This is a genomic window from Gluconobacter sp. ESL1110, assembly GCF_058107395.1.
On sequence record NZ_JBYLUK010000007.1, the window covers coordinates 903,837 to 929,623 of the forward strand.

Below are 25,787 nucleotides of genomic sequence, written 5' to 3' on the forward strand. Positions count from 1 at the left end.
TGCTGCTGATGACTTTCACTGCAACAGCGTTTGCGGGACCATCGGTATCGTCCGCCAAGGGGCCTGTTCTTCCGCAGGGATGGTCGTTTCTGAATGATCCGTCCCCTCTTTTATCCCCCAGGGCAGTGAAAGAGAAAGACGCTGCCCTGAAAGGGGAAGGCGTGAAGGGCATCGACGTTGGACCTGCCTCCGCCGTGTCATCTGCCTCGGACGCGACAGGACTGTGGTTGCCTCTGGGCGAGCGGACGCCGGTTGCAGCGTTTCGGAGAGGGGGGAGTTTTGTTCTTGTGGCGGTGGGGCGCCACCCTCTCGACACAGCTGCTCTAGGTGGGATTGCTCCCTTTGGAACCGTGCAAAGCCAGATTTTGGGCAACAGCACAGTGGTGCGTATCAGTTGCCCTGTAGATGCTGCACTGGACCTCAAGCCAGTTGCGGGAGGGTGGACAGTGTCGCTCGCGCCTTCCCGGCCCAACAGCGCAATGAAGCTTGGGCAGGAAGGTCAGGCGCTGACTTTTACGCCTCCGCAGGCAAGTGATGCCATGCAGGTGCTTACGGTCCAGGACCCTGATTCAGGGCGTCGTCTTTTGCTCGGTCTGGCTCAGTCAGGTGTGGTTTCGGAGTCGATGGCCAGGAGAGGGGACGGATTTGAAGTGCGCCCAAGCCTGATGGGTGTTGTCATTGCGGCCGATTCTGACGTGTTGGAATTGCGGCAATCATCAGGAAAATTCTTTCTGGATCGGATAGGGCCGGGCAGTCTGCCCCTTTTGTCTCAGGGGAAGATGGCCACCTATGGTGCCTCAATGGCGGGCGTTCGGCTGGGGGAGACCTCTCCGGAAGCGCTTCACTCTGCAGCGTATCATGCATGGATATCAGCGGCGATGGCGATTGCCGGGCAGAGGTTCGACGCGAGGATTCGCCTGGCTCAGGAACTGGCACGTCTGGGAAATGGGCCTGAACTTGCTCAGGTTCTTCAAACGGCTCTGGAAGATCAGCCTGAAGGTGTTGCCCGCTCTGATGTAAAACGGTTGCAGCAGATTGCGGCAGTTTTGAATCACCGCCCTTCGTCAGATTTGCGAGATGAGGAAGAAGGCTCCACGCCGGAAGACCAGTTCTGGCGTGGGATGGTTCAAACATTGTCTTCGGAAAAAGAAAACTCTGTTTCGGGTTCTGAGCGGGGACAGGCGGCAAAACTGATCGCGTCAGGGCTGCCTTCCATCACGTCCTATGCGCAACCCTTGCGGCATCGTCTGGTGCCCTTTGCTGCTGAGTGGGTCGTGCGGTACGGCGATGAGACAGATCGTGCGGTTGTTCGAAAAATGCCAGAAAATTCGGACACGGCTCTGGCCCATGCATTGCTGGCTGCGCAGGACCGTGATCCGGGTGCCTCGAAAAAACTGGAAATTCTGGCAGGTTCATCGTCGCCCATGATCTGGCCGGTCGCACGGGAAGCTGCGTTAAGGCTTGGGCTAGAGACGGGTCAGATACCGCCCGGCGTTGTCGGTGCGCGTCTTGATGCACTGATGCCGGCCTTCCGAATGGCGGGACGAGAGCCGGAAGCGAGATTGTTAACCGTAGATGCGTTTGCAAAAGCGGGAGAATGGCCGAAAGCGTTGCAAGCCGTTCAGGATGGTCAGCAACTCTATGGAACAGAGCAGTTTCCTGGAGCGGAGCGGCTTTCTTTGGTGGCTGAGGGAATGGCTTCTTATGCTCCTGACAAGCCAGACACCGCATTGGCAGAAGCCGACCTCCTGAAGAAAGCAATGCTTGCAGCGACAGGGCAGAGCAGGATCCAGCTTAATTTTCTGAAAGCGCTTTCTGACCGATATGCTGTTTTGGGCCTGCCTTTGGCGCAGCGGGATACGCTTCAGGCGCTAGCGCAGCTTCAAGAAGGGGATGACGCGCAAAAGACGAAGCTTCAGATTGCGCGTCTGAACCTTGAAACGGGCGCTCTGGATGCTGCTCTGCAGGCTCTTCCACCGGAGGAGCCTGCAAGTATTAACGTCTTGCCTGGTGGACATGTTGAGTCGTCGGAGATCGTGCTTCTTCGGGCAAAAATTGCCTTGGCGCAGCATGATCCGCAAAGGGCTTTGGGATATTTGAAAAACCGTTCGGAACCGGAGGCTCTTGAAATGCAGGCGAGTGTTCTGGAACAGCAAAAAGATTGGAATGGAGCAGTTAAGGCGCTGAAAAACCTGCTTCAGCCCTTGTTGTCAGGTCAAAACGAGACGGCAAATCCTTTGACATCGGAGCAGAGCCAGCTTGTGTTGAGAGTTGGGGCGGATGCGTCCCGGGCCCATGACAGCGCAATGCTTTCCAGTCTGGCAAAGCAGTTTTCCGCCAGAATGAGCGGCCAGCCGTCGGCTGCAATGTTCCAGCTGCTAACAGAAGGCAAAGATTCGTCTGTGCCAGCAGGTGGCTAAAGATTTCGCCTATTTGACAGTATGAGCTTTCAGGAACGTCTGAACGCCATATTCGATGAAGTGAGAGAGATTTTCACCCTCTTTGGGGGGTTTGCAATGCGTCAGATGGGCAAGAAGGGGGCCACCGAGTGTCATGCTGAATAGCAGGTCCGCGGCTTCCTCGACGTCGTCAATGTCGAGAGTGCCCGTAGCCACCTGTTTGGTCAGCCAGTCCTGGACGGGGAGGGCGCGGCCTGACAGGTGGAACAAGTCTGCTACGATCTGCCGGATGGCAGGGTTGCGTGTGGTCTCCGTGACGAGGGACTTGAGCAGGCTGAGACGTTCTTCATCCAGAAGCTGTTCTGCAATTAGCAGCATCATGCCTTGAAGCTGGGTGGAGAGTGGATCTGTTTCGACGGGTGCATAAGGAATAGGGGCGAAAAGCCGTTCAATGATCAGCGTTTCGAACAGGGATTTTTTCGACTCGAAAAACTGATACAGCGTTTTCTTGGACATGCCGGAACACGCGGCAATGCTATCCATTGAGGCGGCATGGTATCCGTATGTTGACAGCATTGAACTGGCAGCATTCAGGATGCGGGTTCTGCGCTCTACGTCGTCCAGGGTGCCGGTGTGGTCGCAGCAGCGCAGCTTGCGGGCATCGGACAGGGCGTCAGAACTGCTCAAGATCAACTCCGGGTATTATTCGGTCAAACCGAATTGACGTTCATCAAAGAAACCGGCTAGTTTCCAGTTCAACTGGAAACTGCGTGGTTTCTGTATCACAGGATAGCGGCTGTATCATGCCTTCTTTTCAGAAAACTTTTTTGATGTCCTCAGCAGCCGTCTCGGAGAAAGACCAGCATCGGTGGCTGAAGTCTGGCGTGCTGTTGCCTTTGTTCGTTGCACCGCTCGTGCTGGCGGGCTGTCACAAAAAGCAGGCTCCGCCCCAGATGCCGCCGCAATCTGTTGGCGTTCTTACGTTACAGGCCCAGCCTGTCACGCTGGAAACATCCCTGCCGGGTCGTACTGAAGCCTATGAGCAGGCTCAGATCCGACCACAGGTTAATGGTGTGATCGTTTCGCGTGACTTTGAGCAGGGTGCAGACGTCAAGGCAGGACAACAGCTCTTTCAGGTCTATATCGCCCCCTACCAGGCGGCTTACGATCAGGCCAAAGCACAGCTTTTGAATGCACAGGCTGCTGCAAGCCGTGCGACAGGTCAGTTGCGTCGTTATGGGCCGCTGGTCAAGGCGCATGCTGTCAGTTCGCAGGACTATGACAATACGCTGGCTACGGCCCGTGAAGCCGAAGCGCAGGTTGCACAGGCAAAAGCCAATGTTGAGGCGGCTGCCGTCAATCTGAATTACACCCATGTTCGTGCGCCGATTGATGGACGTATTGGCCGTACGCTTTACACGCCTGGCGCCCTGCTGACGGCGGGTCAGACACAACCGATTGCTGTCGTAACGCGGCTTGATCCAATTTACGTGGACGTCAATCTTGCGGCGGCGGACATGTTGCGCCTGAAGCATGAACTGGCGACCGGTCAGGTTGAGCGTAAGGGGGATGATGCGGCGGCTGTTGGCCTGAAGCTTGAGGACAACTCCGAATATCCTCAGCGCGGCAAGCTGCAGTTGTCGGAAGTGACGGTTGATCCGGCTACAGGGACTCTTGTCATGCGAGCTGTTTTCCCCAATCCGGACCATCTGCTCCTGCCGGGTATGTTCGTCCATGCCCATGTTCGGGAAGGCATTGATCCGAACGGTCTGCTTGTTCCGCAGGTGGCCGTTCAGCGGAACTCCAAGGGGGAGCCGTATGTCATGATTGTCGATGCTGACAACAAGGTGCAGCAGCGCGCCATTCAGACGAGCCGCACGATCGGGACAGACTGGCTTGTGACGGATGGCGTCAAGGCAGGAGACCGGGTGATCGTGAATGGTCTTCAGAAGGTTCAGCCGGGTGCCAAGGTGGCACCTCAGGAAGCGCCTGCTCCTGCTGGAAAGGCCGGGTAATCTCCCATGACGCTTTCACGCTTTTTCATTGATCGGCCGATCTTTGCCTGGGTCATCGGGCTGATCATCATGCTGGTGGGTGGCGTTGCTATCACTCGTATGCCTATTGCTCAGTATCCGAGCATCGCGCCGCCACAGATCGCTATTTCCGTCATGTATCCCGGCGCATCTGCCGAGACGGTGAACAACACGGTTGTGCGCCCGATCCTGCAGCAGATGTATGGTTTGGATCATCTCGAATATCTGTCCGCCTCGTCTTATGCGAGTGGGCAGATGGAAATCGACCTGACCTTTGAACAGGGAACCAATCCGGACATTGCTCAGGTCCAGGTTCAGAACAAGCTGCAGTTGGCACAGCCGCGTCTGCCGTCGGAAGTGACGGCTCAGGGGCTGAGTGTCACGAAGGCCACCAAGAACTTCATGATGGTTCTGGCCTTTATTTCCGAAGACGGCAGCATGTCCGGGCAGGATATTTCGGACTACGTGGCCTCCAATATTTCTGATCCGCTGTCGCGCGTTTCGGGTGTGGGTGATCACACGCTGTTCGGTTCCGAATATGCCATGCGTGTCTGGCTCGACCCGTCCAAGCTTTATAATTACGGCCTGACGGTGGGAGATGTTCAGTCTGCCATTCAGGCACAGAACATTCAGGTTTCGTCTGGTGAACTGGGTGGCCTTCCGGCCAAGCAAGGAATTGGTCTTGATGCAACGGTTATTGGCCCGACGCGTCTGAGTTCCCCGGAAGAGTTCGAGAAGATCCTGCTCAAGGTTCAGCAGGATGGCAGCCAGGTCCGCCTGAAAGATGTGGCGCGTGTTGAACTGGGGGCACAGAGTTATGCGCTGGGGTCTGTTTATAACGGACATCCGGCTGCAGCCATGGCTCTGAAGCTTGCTCCGGGTGCCAACCAGCTTAACACGGAAGCCGCAGTGCGCGCCAAAATGGCCGATTTGCAGCGGTACTTCCCGGGTGGGCTGAAGCTGGTTTATCCGCTGGATACCGAGCCGTTCATTACGTTGTCCATCAAGGAAGTGATCGAGACTCTGGTGGAAGCCATTGTGCTCGTGTTCTTCGTGATGCTGATCTTCCTGCAGAACTTCCGTGCAACGCTGATCCCAACGATTGCCGTTCCGGTTGTTCTTCTTGGGACGTTCGGGCTGCTGTCTGTGCTGGGATACAGCATCAACACTCTGACCATGCTGGCCATGGTTCTGGCTGTTGGTCTGCTGGTGGACGATGCCATTGTCGTGGTTGAAAACGTCGAACGTGTGATGACGGATCAGGGGCTTTCTCCCAAGGAAGCTGCCCGTCAGTCCATGGACGAAATTTCTGGCGCGCTGATCGGTATCGTGCTGGTTCTGACCGCGGTGTTCCTCCCAATGGCTGCTTTTGGCGGATCGACGGGCGTAATTTACCGCCAGTTCTCCATCACCATTGTTGCCGCCATGTGGTTGTCCGTTCTGGTGGCCATGGTCATGACGCCTGCCCTGTGCGGTTCCATGCTCAAGCCGACGCATACGGGCCATGAGAAGGGCCCCATTGCCTGGTTCAACCGCACGTTTGATCGTCTGACCAATGGATATCTGGGCGGCGTAAAATGGCTGATCCGGGTTCCGGTCGTCAGCATGCTCATTTTTGCGCTGCTGACGGCGGGTGTGGTGTTCCTGTTCCTGCGCGTTCCGGGTGGCTTCCTTCCGGATGAGGATCAGGGCATCATCTTCGGTCAGGTGACTATGCGGAACAATGCCACACAGGCCCAGACCGCTGCTGTCAACCAGAAGATCACAGACTACGTTCTCAAGCATTATGGCGACTACGTTCAGTCCGTCTTTGCCATGAACGGCTTCAGTTTCGCCGGGCAGGGACAGTCTGCGGGTGCGTTCTTCATTCGTATGAAGCCATGGGATCAGCGTCCGGGTTCTGCCCATACGACGATGACGGTGTCCCGTGAGATCATGATGCATTTCTGGATGGATCCGGATGCACAGATCTTTGCTGTGAATCCGCCTGCCGTAATGGAACTGGGTAATGCGACGGGTTTCGATCTGGAACTGGAAGACACGGGACATCTGGGTCATGCGGCTCTGCTGGCAGCGCGCAATCAGGTTCTGATGGAAGCTGCCAAGAATCCGCTTCTTCAGGCTGTGCGTCCGCTTGGTATGGAAGATGCCCCGCAGTTCAAGCTGGACATCAACCGTGAGCGTGCGAATGCCCTTGGTCTGACCAATGCTGACATCAACACGACGCTGGAAGGCGCTCTGGGGTCAATTTACGTCAACCAGTTCATGCGGGATGACCGTGTAAAGCAGGTTTACATTCAGGGTGAGCCCTGGGCCCGTATGACGCCTGAAGATCTGAACCGCTGGTATGTCCGCAATGCGACCGGCACGATGGTTCCGTTCAATGCGTTTGCATCCGGAACGTGGGAGAGTGGGCCGCAGAAGGTTGAAGACTACAACGGCATGAACTCTTACGAAATCCAGGGACAGCCGGCTGTGGGGTCCAGTTCCGGGCAGGCCATGGCAGAAATGGAAAAGATCCTTGCCAAGCTGCCGCGTGGCATTGGGTATGAGTGGACAGGTCTGTCCTACGAGCAGCTTGCGTCCAGCGGTGCGACGGCGCCTCTCTATGCATTGGCTGCGATCGTCATTCTGTTCTGCCTTGCAGCACTCTATGAAAGCTGGGCCATTCCGTTTGCGGTGCTGCTTGTGCTGCCGCTGGGTGTGTTGGGGGCAATTGCTGCAACGCTGGGGCGTGGTCTTTCCAATGACGTTTACTTCCAGGTGGGTCTGCTGACGACTGTCGGTCTTTCGGTGAAGAATGCGATCCTGATCGTGGAGTTCGCGAAAGCCTTCTTCGAGCAGGGGCAGTCCCTTGAAGAGTCCGTTCTGGAAGCGGGCAAGGAACGTTTGCGCCCGATCCTGATGACGTCCATTGCCTTCGTGTGTGGTGTGTTCCCGCTGGCAATCGCGACGGGCGCGGGCTCTGCCGCGCGTGTGGCAATCGGAACCTGTGTGGTCGGCGGTATGCTGTCTGCGACGTTGCTGGCGATCTATTTTGTGCCTGTGTTCTTCGTCGTTGTTCTGCGTCTCTTCCGGGTGACCCGCATCAAGGACCGGAAGGACCCGTATGATCATCTGAATGAACAGTCCCAACCGGCTGTTGAAGGGGAGCACGGCGCATGAAGGCCCGTCTTGGATTTGCCGCGCTGCTGATGCTGTCGGGGTGCAATATGGCACCTCGATATCATCAGCCGACACAGGCGGTGCAGAATGCCTACCCGCAGGATACAGGGTCCAGAAACGTCGCTTCGGTGGCCAAGTCCTACAATTTGGGATGGGAAGATTTCTTCACGGACCCTCGTCTGAAAGTTCTGGTTCAGTTGGGGCTGAGGAACAACCGGGATCTGGCCGCTCAGGCAGCGGCCATCAGGGTGGCTCGTGGGCAATATGAAATCCAGAATGCCTCCCTGTTCCCCATTATTTCTGCTGGGGGGCAGGGGATGTTCATGGCGCCGTCCGATACAGCGGGCTTTTCGTTTGCTCCTGGCCTTGGGACCAGCGTTTCAACCCTGCGGTTGTACCAGACGTCCATTGGCTTCTCGTCTTACGAAGTGGATCTCTGGGGGCGTATTCGTAATCTGACGAAGCAGCAGGCTGAGACGGTTCTGAACAGTGTCGAGGGTGCACGGAACGTTCTGATTACGACGGTCTCGCAAATCGGTACGACCTACATTCAGTGGCTAGCGGATCGTGAACAGCTTCGTGTCACACGCGACACGCTGAAGTCACAGCGGGATACGCTGCGGCTGACGCAGCTCTCGTATGACAATGGCGAGACGGATGCCCTGACGCTGGCGCAGGTCAAGACGCAGGTCGAGCAGGCTTCGGCGTATGAGGCGCAGTACCTGCGTGCCGTAGCGGATGACGAACATGCCCTTCAGGTTCTGGTTGGCGTGCCGTTGCCGGCTGATCTCCCGCCACCAGCACCTTTTGGTGCCCAGACGATGATTAGTGATCTACCGGAAGGGCTACCGTCGGATCTTCTGGCGCAGCGGCCTGATATTGTCGCGGCGGAGCACACTCTGATCGGCGCCAATGCGAGTATCGGTGCGGCACGGGCAGAGTTTTTCCCGAAGGTGACGCTGACGGCGTCTGAGGGGACAAGTTCCCTTCAGTTCCGTAAGCTGTTTACGCCGGGCGCCGAGACATGGTCGGTGTCTCCGTCTATCAGTCTGCCAATCTTTACCTGGGGGCAGAGTGAGGGAAATTTGATGATGGCGAAGGGGCAGAAGCTCCAGTATGCCGCGCAGTATGAGAAGACCGTGCAGACAGCCTTCCGGGAAGTGTCGGATGCGCTTACGGCACGGGAGACTTATACGGCGCAGGAACGGCATATGCGGGAACTGGTTGATCAGTCGCAGAAAGCCTATGATCTGGCCAAGATGCGGTACGACGCCGGAATTGACAGTTATCTGACAACGCTTGAGCAGCAGCGTACGCTCTATCAGGCTCAGCAGAACGCTATTGTGGTTCAGGCTGCACGATTCCAGAATCTTGTCACATTGTATCGTGCTCTCGGTGGTGGGTGGAGCCAGAAGACGGTTTCGCCTACAGTGCCCGCCGCAACGCACTGACCGGAGAGCATCATGCGCAGGATCCTGACTTCCACACTGGCGGTTCTCGCCCTGACGGGCACCGCTGTCGCGCAGGATGCGGATGGAGACGGGCCGAAGAAGCCGGACATGCACGAGTTGTATCGCAACTCCTCTCTTCCCCGGAGTCACGCCGATTTCAGCCGTTTCACGTATCGGCCACCAGGGGACAAGGTCATTGAGCAGCCGGATGCGTTCCGTCTGCTTTTCCGGACTCGTGATGGTCAGCCGGATGGGTATGCGGAACGTCGTGGCAATGCGGTGATCTATTATGATCGCTACGGCAAGGTCACGCATGTTCAGCCTCTGCCGGAAGACGATACAGCCTCCAACTGAGGCTGGGCTGTTCGTTCATTCGTATTTGATCGGCGGCGGGAAATGGGCGTGAAGCCTGCTTCCCGCCGTTTGTGTTTGTAGTGGGTTTGCCTGTGTGCAGCGTTCAGGCCATCATGCATTTTTCCTGTTTCCTGCTGGCAAAGCTGGCGTTTTTCTTGAGCTTCCGATGACCGTTCCTGATATTGACCAGTTTCATGCCATTGCCATCAGCAGCCTGGCGCACAAACTGGCCGCCGAAGGGCGCAGCATCATTCACATGGAATTCGGCCAGCCTTCGACAGGGGCACCACAGAAAGCCATTGAGCGGGCGCAGCATATCCTCGCCACTGATCCAATGGGCTACTGGGAAAGTCAGCCTCTGAAGGAAAGGGTCGCGCGCCATTATCAAGACATGTATGGCGCGACGGTTCAGGCGGATCAGGTCATCCTGACATGTGGTGCTTCGCCTGCTCTGGTTCTGGCGCTGACGAGTAGTTTCGTGCCGGGGCAGAGGGTGGCGCTCGCCCGTCCAGGGTATGTTGCGTACCGCAACACTCTGCGGGCGCTTCACATGGAGGCCGTCGAGATCGAGTGCGGAGAGGCCGAGCGTTTTCAGCTTACGGCTGATGCTGTAGCCGCGATTGAACCCGCCCCGGATGGTCTCATTATTGCCAGTCCGGCCAATCCGACGGGCACCATTCTTGGGGACGAAGAACTCAGGGCTATTCTGAAGGTCTGCCATGATCGTGGTATCCGCGTGGTGTCAGACGAGATCTATCACGGCCTGAGCTATGGCGATCCGGCTCATTCGGTTTTGGAGTACGAGCCATCTGCCATGGTGGTGAACAGCTTCTCCAAATATTTCAGCATGGCGCCGTGGCGTCTCGGATGGCTGGTGGTTCCTACGGATCGGATTGATGCAGCCCGCGCGCGGATGGGCAATCTGTTCCTGACCCCTTCTGCTCTGAGCCAACATGCCGGGCTTGTGGCGTTTGATTGCGTCGACGAACTGGAAGGGCATCTCGACACCTATCGCCGTAACCGTGATTTGTTGCTGACGGCTATGCCAGAGATGGGACTGACGCATATCGCGCCGCCCGATGGGGCGTTTTATATCTACGCGGATATCAGCCATCTCACGGATGACAGTCTTGCTTTTTGCCGTCGGCTGTTGCTGGAAACAGGCGTTGCGACTGCGCCGGGCGTGGACTTTGATCCGGTGAATGGGAACCGTTTTATGCGTTTCAGTTTTGCGGTCTCCACTGACCGGATTGAAGAGGCTGTGCGCCGTATGGTGCCTTGGTTTGCGGCTCAGCCCAGACGTTGATCCGTCTGTTCAGCGGCTCGCCAGCGCAGGAAGCCCTGTAGAGCGAGCCCGATGAAAACCGCATACAGCACGGCCGTTGGATACAGGCCGCGCGTGAGGAAGAGTAGCACATAGGCTGTGTCGATCACGATCCACATCAGCCAGCTTGCGGTGTGGCGTCGGGCTGCCCAGAGCTGCGCCACGATGCTGTAACTGCTCAGCATGGCATCAGCCAGAGGCGTGGGATCGTCCGTAAATCGGGCGAGGCAGAACGCCCAGAGGCCGCCGCCGACAAGACCCGCCAACAGACCCGTACTGGCTGTATAGGCAGAAAGCGAGCGGATATGGAGCGCGGTATCCCCTTGGGCGCCATCTGTTTTCCACTGCCACCAGCCGTAAAACAGGCAGCCGCAGAATACGGCTTGCAGGGCGGCATCCGCGTAAAGTCGTGCTGCGAAGAAAACCCAACCATAAAGCAGGGCAGCGATCAGTGAGACTGGCCAGCAGGCCATCTGGCGCTTTGCTGTCAGCCAGACACCTGCGGCGCTGAGAAGAGCGGCGAGGAGCTCGGTTAGGGACATGAAGCAGTCTGTTCCAGAGTGGCTTCAAGCCAGTTCAGAAGCGCTTGGCCCTCTGGCCCTGTAAACCAATGGGCATGACCGAGCAGATAGTCCGAATAGGCCACTGTGGCAGAGGCTTCGTCGTGTACGAGTGTGCGGTAATACGAGACCTCCGAGAGTGCGAATTCGACATGCGCCAAGGGGAGAAACGCGACGACCAGTTTGCGCTCGGTTGGTGAGAGCGGACGGATGGACTGATACCCGGCGAGCAGGGCTGCCAGTTGATCCCACGCCACTGTGTAATCTGAAGCAAGCCATGTGATGGCCGTGCGTTCGATGGCAACGGCGAGGTCATAGGCCGCGCAGGTTCGGTCTGACATACCGAAATCAAAAATTCCGCAGATCTCCGCTGTGGGATCGCTGGACGTCCAGAACTGATTCGAGGGGTGCCAGTCTCCGTGTCCCCAGAGTGGTTCTATATGGGACAGAAGGGGTTTGAGACGGTCATGGAATGGGAGTAGGACTTTGAGATCTGGTTCCCATGACGGTGATTGAAAGAGTGCGTTCAGTCCGGGTTGAGATTTGCCCCATTGTGCAAGACCTGCCTCAAGGTCTGGCTGGGTAATGGCCTGAAAACTGGAAAGCAGCAGGCGGTCATTTGGGCGCGCAGGAGCCTCATATTCTTTTGAAGCGAGATGGAGGCGGCCGAGTGCTCGTCCAGCAGTGTGTGCCTGTTCAGCGCAGAAAAACGGCTCCCAAGACTGAACGTCCCGATACAGGTCCAAGCCAGAAAGCGGGCGAAAGACTTCGTAAATCCACCTATTTTCTTCCGTTACGGAACGCCCTGCGCGATCTTTCACCGGCACCTGTACCGGCAGACCCTGCGCAGTGAGATGCGCCATGAACGCGTGTTCTTCCATGAGGGCGGCGTAATCGCGCAAGCGGGGATCATGCCGCTTGAGGAACAGCACGGTTCCGTCCGCCAGCTTCACGAGCGCAGTTGCGGAGAAGGGGCGCTGGCCGTGCCATAAAAGAGTATCCGGAGCGAAAGCCAGAGCAAAGTGTTTCAGAACACGGCTTGCTTCCTCCAGCGTCAGAGGCGGCCAGTGCCGTTCAGCCTGCACACCCTTGACGCCGAACTGTCCGGGAGAACTCACGGTTTCAGAAGCCTGTGGACGCTGTGAACAGCGCTGCGAAACCGCCCCCGATATAATAACTCGGGGCGCTCCCACTGATCGTGCCGCCGTAAATGCCGGTTGTGTCCTTTGCATTCAGGGTTGGGCTGGCAACGCCGGACAGGGAGCGCTCATTGGTAATGTTGATGAAGTTCAGGCGCAGGGTTGGCTTATGCAGGCGAGACAGATCACCGAAGCGGTAGCCGACGGAAATATCGCCGGTTGTTCGGTCTGACATCCGCTCATCATTCATGAATGTTGCGTATTGGTGGCCGGTGTAATGCAGGGTGGCCACGCCGAAGATATGCCCGTCATCGTAGCTGATGCCAGCCGCGGCCTGAAGTGTTGGGCTGCGAACGGCGATTTTGCCCTTGGTCGGCAGAAGGTCACCACCTGCGGAAATGTTGTTATCAATGGTGGCGTGCAAGTACTCGCCAGAAATATAAGGGCTGAAATGGTGCCAGGGACGGAGACCGATTTCCACATCCACACCACGAGAGGTCTGGCCTCCGGCGTTCATGGTCGTCTGGATGATGGAGCCGTTCTGGGAGGCCAGTGTTGAGATCTGGCGGTTGGTGAAGTTGTAGTTGAACAGCGTCAAGCTGCCGATGATCCACTGCCCTGTACGGCGATATCCCAGTTCTTCGGAAATGGAATATTCGTTGCGGACATCCGCACTACCTGTCGTCGCGAGTGCGCCGGAGGTTGGGTCGTAGGTGTTGTAAAGCGCCGTCTGGTCCGGTGCGCGGAAATTGGTCGTGGCGTTGAAGAAAATCTGGTTCTGCTCATCAATGCGCCAGCGGACGCCAAGACGCGGTAGAGGCTCCATGCTGTTTGACGCCACACGATACTGAGGGCCGGGGACATTGTTCGTGCCGTACCGGCTCATCATGACGGCCTTGAAACCGGCTTCGATGGTCAGGCGATCATGCAGGAGTGAGATGTGATCGCCCACATACAGAGCATTGGTCTGGGAAATGGTGTGGAAGCTGCCGCCCAGCAGTTTCTGCCCATTCGCAAGATGGATCAGGCTGTTGCTGTTTTCTGCCCAAATATCGCCTGAAGCGCCGGTTGCAGAAACGGTTGTGAAGGGCTGCTGCTCGTTGTCGTCTCCATAATCGTACCAGTAGCCGAGCACGAAATCATTCCAGCCTGTTTTGTAATGCAGGGTGGAGTTGAATCCGGAGCGATAGCTGCGTTGGGTGTAGTTGGCGCGAACGACAGCGGTTCCATCCTGTGCATTGGGTAGCGTGAGCGTGTCACTTAGAGGTTGCGTGCCGTTATAGAGGCCCGTTTCCGCCAACGTGGAGCCAGCGGGAACGTTGCCATAAGCGAATTGTGCGTAGGGTGTGACGTCCAGCGACAGTTTGTGCGTCAGGTGCAGATGGACGGGGGCGCCTGCATAGAAAGTGCGTTCCGGCGCGCGCCACAGACGCCAGTAATTGACGGCATTGTCTGCGTTGGACGCGTCATAATGGCCAGCGAGATTGTTTGCGCCATGGATACCATCGGCTTTCCAGCTTTCCATCGTTACCTGCGGATAATAGCTGGTGATGGTTGTATTGAAGGAGCCAATGAGACTGGCACGATTGCCTTGCCCCCAGTCTTTCAGGAATTTGAAATCGACATGCTGGCGTTTGTCCCGTCCCGGCCCACGCCAGTTGTCGCTGGCGCTGTGGGAGTAAGACACAAAGCCACGAATGCCGGAATTGCCGATGTTGCCCGTTTCAAGGCGAATGAATTCGCGGTTGGTGTCGAAGGAGCCGTAGGAGACGCTGGCGAAGCCTCCGGCCTTCTGTGACGGATCGAGAAAGGACAGGCTCATCAGGCCGCCGGCAGCGTTCAAAACCGGGCTATCCAGATCGGCCGAACCTTGGGCGAGCGCGACCTGACTGTAGTTCTCGCTGTCAGCAAACTGGCTCGGGTAGCCGGAATAATAGGCGACGTCGTTCAGCGGCGTGCCTTCAAGCACATAGCCGATGGCGTCATTGTTCAGGCCGCGTACTGTCAGGTTGGTGCTGGGCGAAAAGCCGAACGGGTCGGAGGTGGCAACATTGGCGCCGGGTAGCATGGAGGCGAGCTGATAGGCCGTCGCCATCGGTGGCTGCTTGTCCATGTAATCGCGGCTGACCGTACTGATGGAGCGCACACTGTTTTCCGGGCGGATAAGGCCTCCGCCGGGCTGATGTCCGGGCGCGCTGTCAGAGATGCGGTGAACGGTAATGTGCTCGGTTTTCGGGGCACTGGAGGCAGGTGGGGTGAGGGCTGTGGTGTCAGCCGCGCGCACCGTACCGGCACAGACGGTCAGGCCGAGCAGAACGACAGGGACGGGACGCGGCCTGTATGAAAATCGGTTGCTCATGAATATCGTGTCCCGCCTGCAAAACTGGCGATCCCATCCTGCAGGGCGGGGGCGACGAGAGACACCGAAAATCCAGTCTATGGATCTGTCAGGAGCCACCATCCCTCCGCCAGCATGAACTGGATCAGGTTCGATGGGTCACTGCGCCGGTCTGCCCCGAAACGGAACACACCCTCAGCAGTCTCTCAGCCCTTATGGCAGGGCACCCCAAGGTGATGCAGCACTCCATTCATGGGAGGCGGGGCAATGTCAATATTTTCCGTACTGGAGAGGGTATCAAAGCTTCGGGAAGAAAAGCGTGAGGCAGGGTTTGTTGGTGGACTGGCGCATCGGGTTTCAGAGGAAAACAAAAACCGCATATTAAAAACTGTGGATAGCGGGGCTGTCCGTCATTGTGAGTATTCGAGGATTGATTGTTTTGCCTGTCGGAAGACAGACATTTGTTCCAGGATCGGGATAAGTCGCGTCATGGTTGAATCACAACCGTGTTGGAGATGCTATCCGCTGGAATACCCCTCGACATCCAACGGAAGATTCCTGACAGTGGGTGAATGCCAGTCTGTCCGTCTCTCTGCCTCTTTTTCAGTCTGGAGTGTCGCCTGTGACCGGTGGTACTTTCCGGTCTCTGGGACGCCCCAATTATCGTATCTGGGCCTGTGGAGCTGTGTTCTCCAACATTGGGACGTGGATGCAACTCACGACTCAGGACTGGTTGGTTCTGACCGAACTCACAAATCATGATGCTATGGCCATCGGTATTGTCATGGCCCTTCAGCTTGCGCCGCCACTGTTACTGATCCTGTGGACGGGTCTCGTCGCAGACCGGGTGGAAAAGCATAAATTCCTTTTATTCACGCAAGCTGCGTTGGGAACGCTCGCCGTCGGGTTAGGGCTTTTGGTTGTAACGGGAGCGGTCCGACTTTGGCAGGTGGACCTGTTTGCGTTTCTCAGCGGGTGTGTTGCAGCGTTTGATAGTCCGATCCGGCAGACATTTGTTGGAGAGCTTGTCGGCGAAGAAGACCTTTATAACGCGGTTGGCATTAACTCGATGTCCTACAATGCGGGGCGGATGGTAGGGCCGGCTGTTGCAGGGTTCTGCATTGCGGAAGTGGGGTCCGGCTGGTCGTTCATGGTCAATGGCCTGTCATTTTTCGGCGTAATGGTTTCGCTCCTGTTTATTCGCAGGGACAAGCTGTTCCGTTTTGAACGCGCAAAGAAGAATGAGCGGAATGCCCTGACAAGCGGTTTACGTTACGTCTGGGCGCGGGAAGATCTTCGCACCATTCTGGTGATGCTGTTCATCATCGGGGCATTCGGGCTGAATTTCCCGATTTTTATTGCAACAATGGCTGTCAGTGTTTTTCACGTTGGAGCGCATGGTTATGGTGTTCTGAATTCTGCAATGGCGATCGGAACAATCCTCGGCGGTTTTCTGGCAGCGCGGCGGATGAATGCGGATTTTGATGTCCTGCTGAAGGGTTCTGTGATTTTCGGTGTGGGCTGTCTGTTTGCCGCTCTGGCTCCGACTTACTGGATCTTTGCGCTGGCGCTTATTGTTACAGGAATGTCGTCTCTGACGTTTACAGCGACCAGCAACAGCTTCATGCAGCTCTCCAGTGAGCCTGCAATGCGCGGTCGTGTGCTGGCGATCCGGTTTGCCATCTTTGCCGGGGCATCGCCATTCGGCGCGCCTGTTGTTGGGTGGGTGGCGAACCATTTTGGGCCGAGATGGTCGCTGGGCGTGGGAGCGCTGTCCGGGTTTATGGCTGCAGCTGTTGCGCTGCTCTATATCATGCATGTTCGTCGGCAGCAGGGTGAGACGCAGTCTTGAAGCGCTTGTCAGGTAAAGTCGCGCTGGCCGTTCTGTGCGGGATATGTCTTGTGCTGGTCGGGTGGTGTTCCGTCGTCGCGTGGGGCGGCGTCCGGGCTTCTGTGCACCCTGCCGAGATGGCTGTCATTTTCGGAACGGCTGTGACCGATCAGGGGGTGCCAAAACCGGCTTTGAGGGATCGGCTTGAGACCGGGTTGGAGCTATGGAAATCCCGTCATGTGCAGACACTGATGGTCAGCGGGGCAGTCGAGACTGAAAACCATCAGGACGAAGCTGAAATCATGGCGCACTGGCTGGAAGCGCATGGCGTGCCCGCGTCAGATATTATTGTTGATTCCCGGGGCAATAATACCTGGCTGACAGCGTTGCATGTGGCCGAGGAATCTCCCAATGGCGCAATCGTTGTTTCGCAATGGTTTCATATCATGCGGGCTGAATGGGCGTTGCGCCATGCTGGCGTGACAGCCATTTCTGGCGCGTATCCTGCGAAGTTTCGCCTCCCGGAACTCTGGTATCTGTTTCGGGAGGCTGTAGCGCTGCCAGTGTATATCCTCACAAAAACGCCGCCTTCCAGAGATACGCCTCAGTAAGGAACGCCGATCTGCTCGATGGCTGTTGCGAGAGACGGTGACAGAGGCATCATGGGAGCCAGTGTTGACTGGTAGGCGTGATACAGATCGCCTTTGCCCTTGTAGATATGTTCGGTGGGTTCGCCTTCAGGGCTGACTTCGTTGAACCAGCTTCCGAAATCGCGGTCGATCAGGGTCGTATCAATGTAATCCCAGATCGTTCTGTACCAGTGTTCGTAATGCGGATTGCCGGTGCGCTTGTACAGGTTGATCGCGGCTGTCAGAGCTTCGGCATGTGCCCAGTGAACGCGGGATCGGACGTGAGGTTTGTGTTCCCAGTCGATCGTATAGACCATGCCGGGCAGGCCATCGACGTTCCAGCCAGTTTTCATGCCGGTTTCGAACAGGGCCTGCGCATCATGGAGCATCCAGCCGGGGGCTTTTTCGCCCCGACGCAAAAGGGCGGCTTCCAGTTTGACGGTCAGATGAGACCATTCGACGAAATGTCCCGGCGTCATGCCATAGGGGCGCAGATCGTCCGTTGGCTTGTCCTCATGGTAATTACGCAGAAGATCCCAGTTCCGGTTGAAATGCTCGGGCATGGCAAAGCCCTGCTGGGACGCCAGTTCATGAACGAAGCGCGTGACGATCCGGAGCGCACGGTGCAGCCACTTCACGTCTCCCGTGACATCCGCCAGCGCCATGAAGGCTTCGGTGGAATGCATGTTGCTGTTGGCGCCGCGGTAGTTCTCTTCGTCTGACCAGTCGTCTGCGAAACTCTCGCGCATGACGCCTTCGTCTTCGGACCAGAAATGTGTTTCGATCTGATGAATGGCATCCTTGAGGAGCGTGTTTGCGTCTTCCACACCAATCAGAACGGCAGACGAGGCGGCCAGCGCAACGAAAGCATGGAGATAAGCCTGCTTGCGGTCATGGGGCCGGTCCGCAAAATGGTTCCAGCCGCCGTGTTTCTGATCCCGGAAGGACGTCATGAGCGCGTTCACACCATGCGCAACCAGAGGCGCACTTCCCGGAATGCCCTGAAGTTCTGCGGTGGAATAGGCATGGACACAGCGGGCTGTAAGGGTAGCTTCCGCTTTGGCGCCTTCTGGTAGATGCCCTTCCATATCCAGTCCGGCAAAGCCGCCGTCGATGCAGCCTTCTTTGCTGAAATCGAGCAGTCTGCGCCCCTGCATTTCCAGCCACGCCCGGTGGGAGGGACGGCGGATCCAGGCGTCCCGGCTTAAAAGGATCGGAGAAAGGCGGTCGGACATAAAAACTCCACACTGCGCTTGTAATCATCAGACAGTGTCAGTGAGGACGCATCAGCCGCCGCCGGGTTCCGGAGCGACTGTCGCTCACGAACACGCGGGCACGTACGGAACTGTCTTGCGTCTGGAGTTTGCTTTGCCGATACATAGATCATGACAGAACGATCCCCGATCATTGTCGCCCCCAGCCTGCTGGCTGCCGACTTCGCCCGTCTCGGAGATGAGATTGCATCCATCTCCCGTGCGCCCTGGTTGCATCTGGATGTGATGGACGGTCATTTCGTGCCGAACATCTCCTTCGGCCCGCCGGTTATCGCTGCGTTGCGAAAGCACACGGACGCGAAGTTCGACGTGCATCTGATGATTGATCCGGTGGACCCATATCTGGAAGCCACGGCAAAGGCGGGTGCGGATCACATCACGGTTCATGTGGAAAATGCCCCCCATGTGCATCGGACGCTCCAGACCATTCGGGCTCTGGGGTGCCGCCCGGGAATCGCGATCTGCCCGGCAACACCGCCGGAAGCACTGTCTCAGGTTCTTGATCTGGTGGACATCATTCTGGTCATGACCGTGAACCCGGGGTTTGGCGGTCAGAGCTTCCTTGAAAGCCAGCTTCCAAAAATCCGCACATTGTCCCGCATGATTGAAGACAGTGGGCGGGATATCGTTTTGGCTGTTGATGGCGGAATTGACCCGACGACCGCGCCGCGGGTGGTGGAAGCCGGAGCGACGATGCTGGTCGCAGGGTCTGCGATCTTCGGAAAAGCGGATCGCGATGCCGCCATTCACGCGCTTGAAGGTCCATTTAAGGAAGACAGCGCCTGATGCCCATTAGTCGCTGGATCAAGGACGCAAAGCTTTCATTCGCACGTTTGCCTGTTGGTGGGGCCGCTCTTGAGGGGCCGGTATATGTTTATCGTGACCCGTGGAAAGGGGATGCCGAGCAGGGCGCCCGCCTTGTCGCGGGTCGTTTCCGGTTTGATCGTCAGGACTACGATCTGCCCCGTGGCAAGTGGGAACGCGGTCCTTGGCCGGAACCTGCAAAACAGTGGCTGCATAGTTTTTCGTGGCTGCGTGATCTTCGTGCCCTTGGCAGTGACGATGCCCGTTTGACAGCGCGTGCGCTGGTTGCCGACTGGTTGTCTCATGCGCCGACCGATCCACTGGTAAAAGACGCGTGTGTGACCGGGGCACGTCTGTCGTCCTGGCTTGCCAATCATGAGTTCTGTCTTGCTTCTGCGGATCGGAAACTTCAGCAGAAGCTGATGGAACGAATGCTGGTGGAAGGGCGGACTATTGCAGCCCTTCTGCCGCTGGAACCTCAGGGCTGGCGGGCTCTGACGGCTCTGCGTGGCCTTTTGGCGGCAGCACTGGCCATGCCGGATCATTCCGGCTTCATGACGCGGTTTCTGCGGTATCTGCCGTCCGAAATCGAGCGTCTGATCCTGCCGGATGGAGCCGTGATCGAACGGTCACCGGAAGCGCAGTACCAGACAGCCCGCGAACTGGCGGAAATGTCCGTCATGTTCCGTACGGCCCATTCCAGTGTGCCTCCGGTTCTCGATATGGCGCTGGATCGGGTCTGTCCGGTTTTGCGGGCCATGCGTCATGGGGATGGTGGCCTGGCCGTGTTCAATGGTTCCCGTGAGCATCACAGTGCAGCCGTTGAAGATGTATTGGCCCAGGGATCTCGGCAGAAGCTGATTGCTCCCGCTATGCCGCAGGGGAAATTCACCCGGCTGGCATTGGGGAAATCTCTTCTGATTGTTGATAACGGTGCCCCTGCTCCTGCCGGATATGACCGCACAGCGCATGCAGGGACATTGTCTTTCGAGTTCTCGAACCAGCGACATCGTCTGTTCGTCAACTGTGGCAGCGCGCAGACAGGCGCATGGGAGCAGGCTTTAAGGGCCAGCGCCTCTCATACGGTGCTGGTCGCGGATGGTCTGTCTTCTTCGGATTTTGGTCCTGACGGGCATGTGACCCGTCGCCCGGCGCACGTTACCTGCGAGCATCAGACCAGCGGCGAGGCGCACTGGCTGGATCTGTCCCATGACGGGTATCATCCTCCGCTGGGCGTAAAATGGACGCGGCGTCTGTATCTGGGAGCGGAAGGTGAGGATCTGCGCGGACAAGAGGTGCTCGAAGGCGAGCGTGAAACACCTTTTGCCCTGCGCTTTCACATTCATCCGGATGTGCGTGTCACGCGGGATGATGAGGACATTATTCTTCAGGTCGGGGGCATGATCTGGCGGTTCCGCCAGAAGGGCGGGATGCTGTTGCTGGAAGATGACGTCTATCTGGCGCGTGGCCGACGGGAAGCGACGAAGCAGATTGTGATTGCCTCGCTTCGAAAGGTGGTTCCGGTTGTGGACAAACCCCAGACGGAGAGGGCTGATCAGTCAGACGACGTGAAGCCTGATGCTCCCAAGCCGGAGGCAGCGCCCGTCAAGCCGTTGCAGACCGTTTCCCAGACGGTAACGTGGCTCTTGGAACGTATCCCTGAATGAAAATTCTCGAAATCACGAATGTTGATTTCTCCCTGAGGCAGTTCCTGTTTCCGCTGATGAAAGCCCTGCGTGACGCTGGGCATGACGTTCAGGGGGCGTGTGCAGAGGGGCCTCATCTGGCTCCGGTGCGCGCTGATGGGTTCGTTGTTCACGCGGTTCCGATGGCGCGCTCCCTGTCCCCAGTGGCGCAGTTTCGGGCGTTTGTGGCGCTTGTCCGGCTGATCCGGCGGGAAAAGCCCGATGTCGTGCATGGACATATGCCAATCAGCGGGATTTTGGCCCGGTTTGCCGCACGGATCTGTGGCGTTCCGATTATTGCCTATACCTGCCATGGCTTTCTGTTCAATCAGCCGGGGTCATTGTCACGGCGTCTGCTGTCTATTGTTCTGGAATGGGCGGCGGGGCGCATTACCACGCTTTACATGACCGTCTCTGTGGAAGAGGCGCGGGATGCGCGGCGGCTGCATCTGAACAGTCATCCTCTTGCAATCGGGAACGGGCGCGACCCGCAGCGTTATCGCGCTGATCCGTTGGTTCGCGCGCGCATCCGCAAGGAACTGGGTGTTCCGGAAGATCGGCCTGTCGTGATCGTGGTGTCCCGTCTGGTACGTCATAAAGGCCACCCGGAGCTTCTACGGGCCATGGAAGATGTGCCGGGAGCCGAGTTGTGGGTCGTGGGTGAGCGCCTGCCGTCCGATCATGGAGACGATTTAGGCCCGGCTTTTGAAAGAGCCCGAGAGCATCTGGGACACCGTTTGCGTATGCTGGGGTATCGGGAAGACGTTCCGGACCTTCTGGCTGCGGCGGACGTGTTCGCATTGCCAAGCCATTTCGAAGGCCTGCCCATGTCCGTCATTGAGGCGATGCTGACGGAACTCCCAGTTGTTGCGACGGATGTACGTGGCCCGCGGGAGCAGGTCGTGGACGGGCAGACCGGGTATCTGGTGCCGCCGGGCCTGTCTGCGCCACTCGCTCGGGCTCTGAGGTCTCTGACCCAGGATCTGCCAATGGCTCGCCTGATGGGGGAACGCGGGCGCCAGCGTGCCGTCGCGTCCTATAGTGAAAAGCGGATCATGGAGCGGGTCGTGCGGTTGATCGAAATCGAAGGGCAGTAGGAAACGACATCCACCGTTTTGTAAAAGTCTTTGGTATTTCTCGGTTCTTTCGAAATATTGATTTCCGCTCTTCAGAAAAAGCCTCAGAATAGAGGCGTTCTCTCTGGAGTTAGGAACGATGTCTGAAGGAACGAAGGTTCAGACTGAAGATAAAAGCCGACCTGCTCTTTCCCTGGCACGTAGGCAAATTCTGTCTGGTGCTGCCGGATTAGCCTGTCTGGGGGCGATCAAAGCCAGGGCAGCCACCATACCGGGGACGGTCGAGCCACCGAGTGTTATCAGTCAGCCCCCACGCGCCTGGGGACCAAAAGCGGGGCCAGGTTACCTGCCGGACCCGGACGTTATCGCGATTGATCCGTCTTTCCGTGATCTGACGTATTTTGCTGCTCCAATCCGTCGCGTGTGGGATCAGGGCGGTTGGCTGGAAGGCCCCGCATGGAGCAGCGAAGGGCGCTTTCTGGTTCTGAGCGACGTTATTCGCTCTCGTGCGCTGCGCTATATCTGGGAAACAGGAGAGATCACGGATTTTCGTCCTGATGGCTATGCGGCCAATGGCAACTGCTTTGATTTCGACGGTCGCCTCGTGGTCTGCGAGGATTTTTTCCGGCGCGTGGTGCGGTGGGAACATGACGGGAGCGTCAAGGTTCTTGCGGACAAGTTCGAGGGGAAGGGGCTGAACTCCCCCAATGATATTGTGCCACATCCTGATGGAAGTCTGTGGTTTACCGATCCCGGATACGGAACGAACATCACGGAGGGACATGCGGATGAACCCGGTGGACCGACCAATCCGGACGGTAAAATCCGTTGGAATATTGGCCGTGAACTGACAGGCGAAATTGGCGGAACGAAACGCCAGAGTGACCATGTCTTTCGCATTGCGCCCGATGGGACGCTTCAGGCGGTCTTGCAGGAAAAAGACTTGCTGGACCCGAATGGCCTGTGTTTTTCCCCGGATTACAAAAAGCTCTACATTGTCTCGACGCCCAAAGGGCCAGGGCAGAAGGTTGGGGGAGATCAGGCGATCCACGTCTATGACGTGAAGGATGACGGCCTGTCCAACGGACGCATTTTTGCGGATATGAAACTCAATGGGGCACAGTTGAACCCGGATGGTATTCGTGTGGATGTGTTCGGGAATCTGTGGTGCGGCGCGTCCGGTCCGCTTGGCCTGTGCGGGGTGTTTGTTTTCAATCCGGCTGGTAAGCTGATCGGGCGCATCCGGTTGCCGCAGGGCTGTTCGAACCTGACTTTTGGAGGCCCGAAGCGCGATCATCTCTTCATGTGTGCGGCGGGATCATTATTTGTGCTTCAGGTTGGTGTACAGGGGTTTGCGCCGTCCTGAAAAGAGAAACGGCTGGTGTCAGAGCCAGCCGTTCTGCCTTGCGATGCGTCCGGCTTCAATCCGGTTTCGGGCATCCAGCTTTTGCACAATTTCCGAGAAATAATTGCGGACGGTTCCCGCCGACAGGGACAGTTCTTCGGCAATGTCCTTGTTGGTCCGCCCTGCTTCAGCCAGACGCAGCATGGACCGTTCCCGGTCTGAGAGCGGATCGGGCAGCGCATCCCAGACGGCTTCTGCCAGATCGGACGCGATGGCTCGTCCTCCTGCGGCAACTTTGCGGATAGCGTCCGCCAGTTGTGTGATTGGAGCGTCTTTCAGCATGTAGCCGCGTACACCGGCCTGAAGGGCGCGGCGCAGATAACCCGCCCGACCAAAGGTCGTCACGATCATGACGCGGCTGGGAAGCCCCTGTTCACGGATCTGCTCGGCCAGTTCAATGCCGGTCATGTGCGGCATTTCGATATCGGTGATGATGACGTCCGGACGCAGGGTTTGGGCCAGTTGCAGGGCCTGTTGCCCGTCTGCGGCCCGCCCGACGATCTGCATGTCTTCTTCCAGGCCAAGAAGAGCTTCGAACGCATCCAGAAGCATAGCCTGATCTTCAGCCAGAATAAGACGGATCATGGGGTGATACTCGCTGTCAGTCGAAGACCACGGGAGGTGTGGTTGAGCATGAGGGAGCCGCCCGCAGCGGCAAGGCGCGTTCTCATGCCGCGAAGGCCGTTGCCTTCCTGCGGAGGAAATGGGGCTCTGCCAGACTGCTGCGCACCATCATCTTCAATTCGGATGGCACGGGGCTGGCCAGCGGCATCGCAATCAAAACTGATGATGCAGTGTCGGGCGCCCGAATGGCGGATCACATTCGTCACGGCTTCACGCAGTGCCATGGCGAGAACGCTGCTTTGCGGGTGGTCTGCCAGATGGTTGTCATGATGGACGGTCAGGGTGATGGACGCAGCTTCGAGGGCTTTGCGGGCATGCTCGAGTTCATGTTGGAGGGAGGCGCCATTCATTCCGGTGACGGCATCCCGAACATCCTTGAGAGATGTTCGGGCAATCTGCGTAATATCCTGAAGTTCCCGTCTGGCACGGTCGGGCTGTGTTTCAAACAGGCGGTTGGCCAACTCGGCCTTGACGGAAATGACAGTCAGGGAATGTCCCAGAAGGTCGTGCATATCCCGCGCAATGCGTTCGCGCTCGGCTGTAGCGGCCAGTGTACGGATTTCGTGCTGGGCCTTGCGGAGCTGAAGGTTCTGCATGCCGAGCTTCCACTGCATCCATGTGCCGATATAGGTGATGATGCTGAAAAATGCGCCGAAGGCCGCATGGAGCATGGATTTGTTCTGCAACCAGACAAACCCGAAAAGTGCGGCCTGAAGACCAAGGATCGTCAGGATAGCCTGACGAGGGCGCTGGAAGCAGGCGCACATGGCCGTGGCATAGATGTTGAAGACCAGCCAGTCCGCCTCTGTCCAGGACGTGGCAAAGCCCAGGAGTGCAGTCAGAATAATTTCGGGGAGGCCGTAGTAGCGGTCGTCCCTGTAAGGGGCGAAGTAGAGCAGCAAAAAGACGGCGAGGGCGCCGATAGAGAACAGGACGGCCGGAATGGTGGCTGATCCATGGATCAGCCAGGGAATGGGATAAATCAGCAGATAGACGAGATAAGAGACCCGATACCTGTTGAAGCTCGGCCAGTTGTCTTCCTTGTTGCCGGGAAGAGGAATGAAGGTCTCTGGTGCCATCATGAGGGCAGAGCGTTCCTTGACGGGACGGAAAAGGTCCCGGAATTGCGCAGACGCAAGACAGACCCAACCCAGATTGCCAGCGCGGTTCCGAACCCTGCGACTTCAAGATGTAGCGGTTCTGGCAGCAGGAAAGAAAGAGCGGAGATAACGACAATCACACCGCCCACAATGATATGGACCGGCTCCTGCATAGCCCGGCCCATCGGGATGTAGGACAGGCCGATGATGCAGCCGAGGAGCGGGTAGAGCAGTTCGGCGTGATGGGCAGAGCGGACAGCCGTAATCATAACCGTAATCGCGACGATGCGCATGATCTTGACCCGCCTCAGAAGGGCGGCATCCTTCACACCTTCCGGTCTGCACTGGATCAGGTCACGATAGGCAAATCCCGCCAGAAGCATCAGGCTGATAACGGCAAGCGACGCTACCATGATGGGTTTTGGAAGATGGGCGGCTGTGGCGCCGCGCGTGGCCCAGATTGCCGCGAAGGCCAGACCCGCGGCGTCTGTGAAAAGGGCTTTCCAGTTCTTCTGACGTGTCATGACCAGGGACTCCATTGTTCCGGAAAGAGTATGACATGCGCCATGATTCGGAACAGTGAAGGTGGTCATGAA

The 25,787-nt window shown here is 57.5% G+C and carries 20 protein-coding genes and 1 riboswitch; of the genes, 12 read left to right on the forward strand and 8 right to left on the reverse strand.

Annotated elements, in window-relative coordinates:
* Positions 1-8: 8 nt before the first annotated feature.
* A complete protein-coding gene (locus AC3B6F_RS08285; RefSeq protein ID WP_489823962.1) occupies positions 9-2,420 on the forward strand; it encodes a tetratricopeptide repeat protein in 2,412 nt (803 codons plus the stop codon).
* Between the two features lie 9 nt (positions 2,421-2,429).
* On the opposite strand, the gene AC3B6F_RS08290 is transcribed toward AC3B6F_RS08285, so the two are convergent.
* Positions 2,430-3,086, reverse strand: a complete 657-nt coding sequence (locus AC3B6F_RS08290; protein WP_489823963.1) for a TetR/AcrR family transcriptional regulator — start codon at positions 3,084-3,086, stop codon at positions 2,430-2,432.
* A 116-nt stretch (positions 3,087-3,202) separates the two neighbouring features.
* On the opposite strand from AC3B6F_RS08290, the gene AC3B6F_RS08295 reads away from it, so the two are divergent.
* The 5 genes from AC3B6F_RS08295 (at position 3,203) to AC3B6F_RS08315 (ending at position 10,708) form a co-directional block, all read left to right on the forward strand.
* Entirely contained in the window at positions 3,203-4,414 is a 1,212-nt protein-coding gene (locus tag AC3B6F_RS08295; protein ID WP_489823964.1) for an efflux RND transporter periplasmic adaptor subunit, read from the forward strand.
* Positions 4,415-4,420: 6 nt separating this feature from the next.
* Entirely contained in the window at positions 4,421-7,597 is a 3,177-nt protein-coding gene (locus AC3B6F_RS08300; RefSeq protein ID WP_489823965.1) for an efflux RND transporter permease subunit, read from the forward strand.
* Positions 7,594-9,048, forward strand: coding sequence for an efflux transporter outer membrane subunit (locus AC3B6F_RS08305; RefSeq protein WP_489823966.1), 1,455 nt, complete (start codon positions 7,594-7,596; stop codon positions 9,046-9,048). The genes AC3B6F_RS08300 and AC3B6F_RS08305 overlap by 4 nt, the downstream gene beginning before the upstream one ends.
* Before the next feature lie 12 nt (positions 9,049-9,060).
* Complete coding sequence (locus AC3B6F_RS08310) at positions 9,061-9,402, forward strand: hypothetical protein (protein ID WP_010504078.1); 342 nt, start codon at positions 9,061-9,063, stop codon at positions 9,400-9,402.
* 166 nt (positions 9,403-9,568) lie between these two features.
* The gene (locus AC3B6F_RS08315; protein WP_489823967.1) at positions 9,569-10,708 is read left to right on the forward strand and encodes a pyridoxal phosphate-dependent aminotransferase; all 1,140 of its coding nucleotides are present in this window, start codon (positions 9,569-9,571) and stop codon (positions 10,706-10,708) included.
* Here the strand turns inward: AC3B6F_RS08315 and pnuC are convergent.
* From pnuC to AC3B6F_RS08330, 3 genes are read right to left on the reverse strand one after another with little or no spacing between them, the layout of a single operon-like run.
* On the reverse strand, positions 10,693-11,268 hold the full coding sequence (gene pnuC / locus AC3B6F_RS08320; RefSeq protein WP_489823968.1) for a nicotinamide riboside transporter PnuC: 576 nt from the start codon (positions 11,266-11,268) through the stop codon (positions 10,693-10,695). The two genes, AC3B6F_RS08315 and pnuC, sit on opposite strands and share 16 nt — an antisense overlap.
* Positions 11,259-12,404: a phosphotransferase enzyme family protein gene (locus AC3B6F_RS08325; protein WP_489823969.1), complete on the reverse strand. Its 1,146-nt coding sequence runs from the start codon at positions 12,402-12,404 to the stop codon at positions 11,259-11,261. Before AC3B6F_RS08325 ends, pnuC begins: the two co-directional genes overlap by 10 nt.
* Positions 12,405-12,408: 4 nt before the next feature.
* Positions 12,409-14,784 carry a TonB-dependent receptor gene (locus AC3B6F_RS08330; RefSeq protein ID WP_489823970.1) on the reverse strand — a complete coding sequence of 792 codons (2,376 nt, stop codon included), beginning with the start codon at positions 14,782-14,784 and terminating at the stop codon, positions 12,409-12,411.
* Positions 14,785-14,868: 84 nt separating this feature from the next.
* A riboswitch (TPP riboswitch) is annotated at positions 14,869-15,004 on the reverse strand.
* 381 nt (positions 15,005-15,385) lie between these two features.
* Here AC3B6F_RS08330 and AC3B6F_RS08335 point away from each other — a divergent pair.
* Both AC3B6F_RS08335 and AC3B6F_RS08340 read left to right on the forward strand, forming a co-directional pair.
* Positions 15,386-16,615 (forward strand): MFS transporter, encoded by a 1,230-nt coding sequence (locus tag AC3B6F_RS08335; RefSeq protein WP_211568160.1) that lies wholly within the window; start codon positions 15,386-15,388, stop codon positions 16,613-16,615.
* A complete protein-coding gene (locus AC3B6F_RS08340) occupies positions 16,612-17,205 on the forward strand; it encodes a YdcF family protein (RefSeq protein WP_489823971.1) in 594 nt (197 codons plus the stop codon). Before AC3B6F_RS08335 ends, AC3B6F_RS08340 begins: the two co-directional genes overlap by 4 nt.
* On the opposite strand, the gene AC3B6F_RS08345 is transcribed toward AC3B6F_RS08340, so the two are convergent.
* Complete coding sequence (locus tag AC3B6F_RS08345) at positions 17,199-18,458, reverse strand: AGE family epimerase/isomerase (RefSeq protein ID WP_489823972.1); 1,260 nt, start codon at positions 18,456-18,458, stop codon at positions 17,199-17,201. The two genes, AC3B6F_RS08340 and AC3B6F_RS08345, sit on opposite strands and share 7 nt — an antisense overlap.
* 150 nt (positions 18,459-18,608) lie before the next feature.
* Here AC3B6F_RS08345 and rpe point away from each other — a divergent pair, with 150 nt between their 5' ends.
* From rpe to AC3B6F_RS08365, 4 genes are all read left to right on the forward strand, one after another.
* Entirely contained in the window at positions 18,609-19,283 is a 675-nt protein-coding gene (rpe, locus tag AC3B6F_RS08350) for a ribulose-phosphate 3-epimerase (RefSeq protein ID WP_010504064.1), read from the forward strand.
* A complete protein-coding gene (locus tag AC3B6F_RS08355) occupies positions 19,283-20,968 on the forward strand; it encodes a heparinase II/III family protein (RefSeq protein ID WP_489823973.1) in 1,686 nt (561 codons plus the stop codon). The genes rpe and AC3B6F_RS08355 overlap by 1 nt, the downstream gene beginning before the upstream one ends.
* A complete protein-coding gene (locus AC3B6F_RS08360; protein ID WP_061931991.1) occupies positions 20,965-22,083 on the forward strand; it encodes a glycosyltransferase family 4 protein in 1,119 nt (372 codons plus the stop codon). The genes AC3B6F_RS08355 and AC3B6F_RS08360 overlap by 4 nt, the downstream gene beginning before the upstream one ends.
* 118 nt (positions 22,084-22,201) lie before the next feature.
* Positions 22,202-23,428 carry an SMP-30/gluconolactonase/LRE family protein gene (locus AC3B6F_RS08365; RefSeq protein WP_489823974.1) on the forward strand — a complete coding sequence of 409 codons (1,227 nt, stop codon included), beginning with the start codon at positions 22,202-22,204 and terminating at the stop codon, positions 23,426-23,428.
* An 18-nt stretch (positions 23,429-23,446) separates the two neighbouring features.
* Here the strand turns inward: AC3B6F_RS08365 and AC3B6F_RS08370 are convergent, their stop codons facing one another.
* Genes AC3B6F_RS08370 through AC3B6F_RS08380 form a run of 3 tightly spaced genes read right to left on the reverse strand, consistent with a single transcriptional unit; the run spans position 23,447 to position 25,784 of the window.
* Positions 23,447-24,052, reverse strand: a complete 606-nt coding sequence (locus tag AC3B6F_RS08370) for a response regulator transcription factor (protein ID WP_010504055.1) — start codon at positions 24,050-24,052, stop codon at positions 23,447-23,449.
* Complete coding sequence (locus AC3B6F_RS08375; RefSeq protein ID WP_489823975.1) at positions 24,049-25,173, reverse strand: sensor histidine kinase; 1,125 nt, start codon at positions 25,171-25,173, stop codon at positions 24,049-24,051. The genes AC3B6F_RS08370 and AC3B6F_RS08375 overlap by 4 nt, the downstream gene beginning before the upstream one ends.
* Positions 25,170-25,784, reverse strand: coding sequence for a hypothetical protein (locus tag AC3B6F_RS08380; protein WP_489823976.1), 615 nt, complete (start codon positions 25,782-25,784; stop codon positions 25,170-25,172). Before AC3B6F_RS08380 ends, AC3B6F_RS08375 begins: the two co-directional genes overlap by 4 nt.
* Positions 25,785-25,787: the final 3 nt, after the last annotated feature.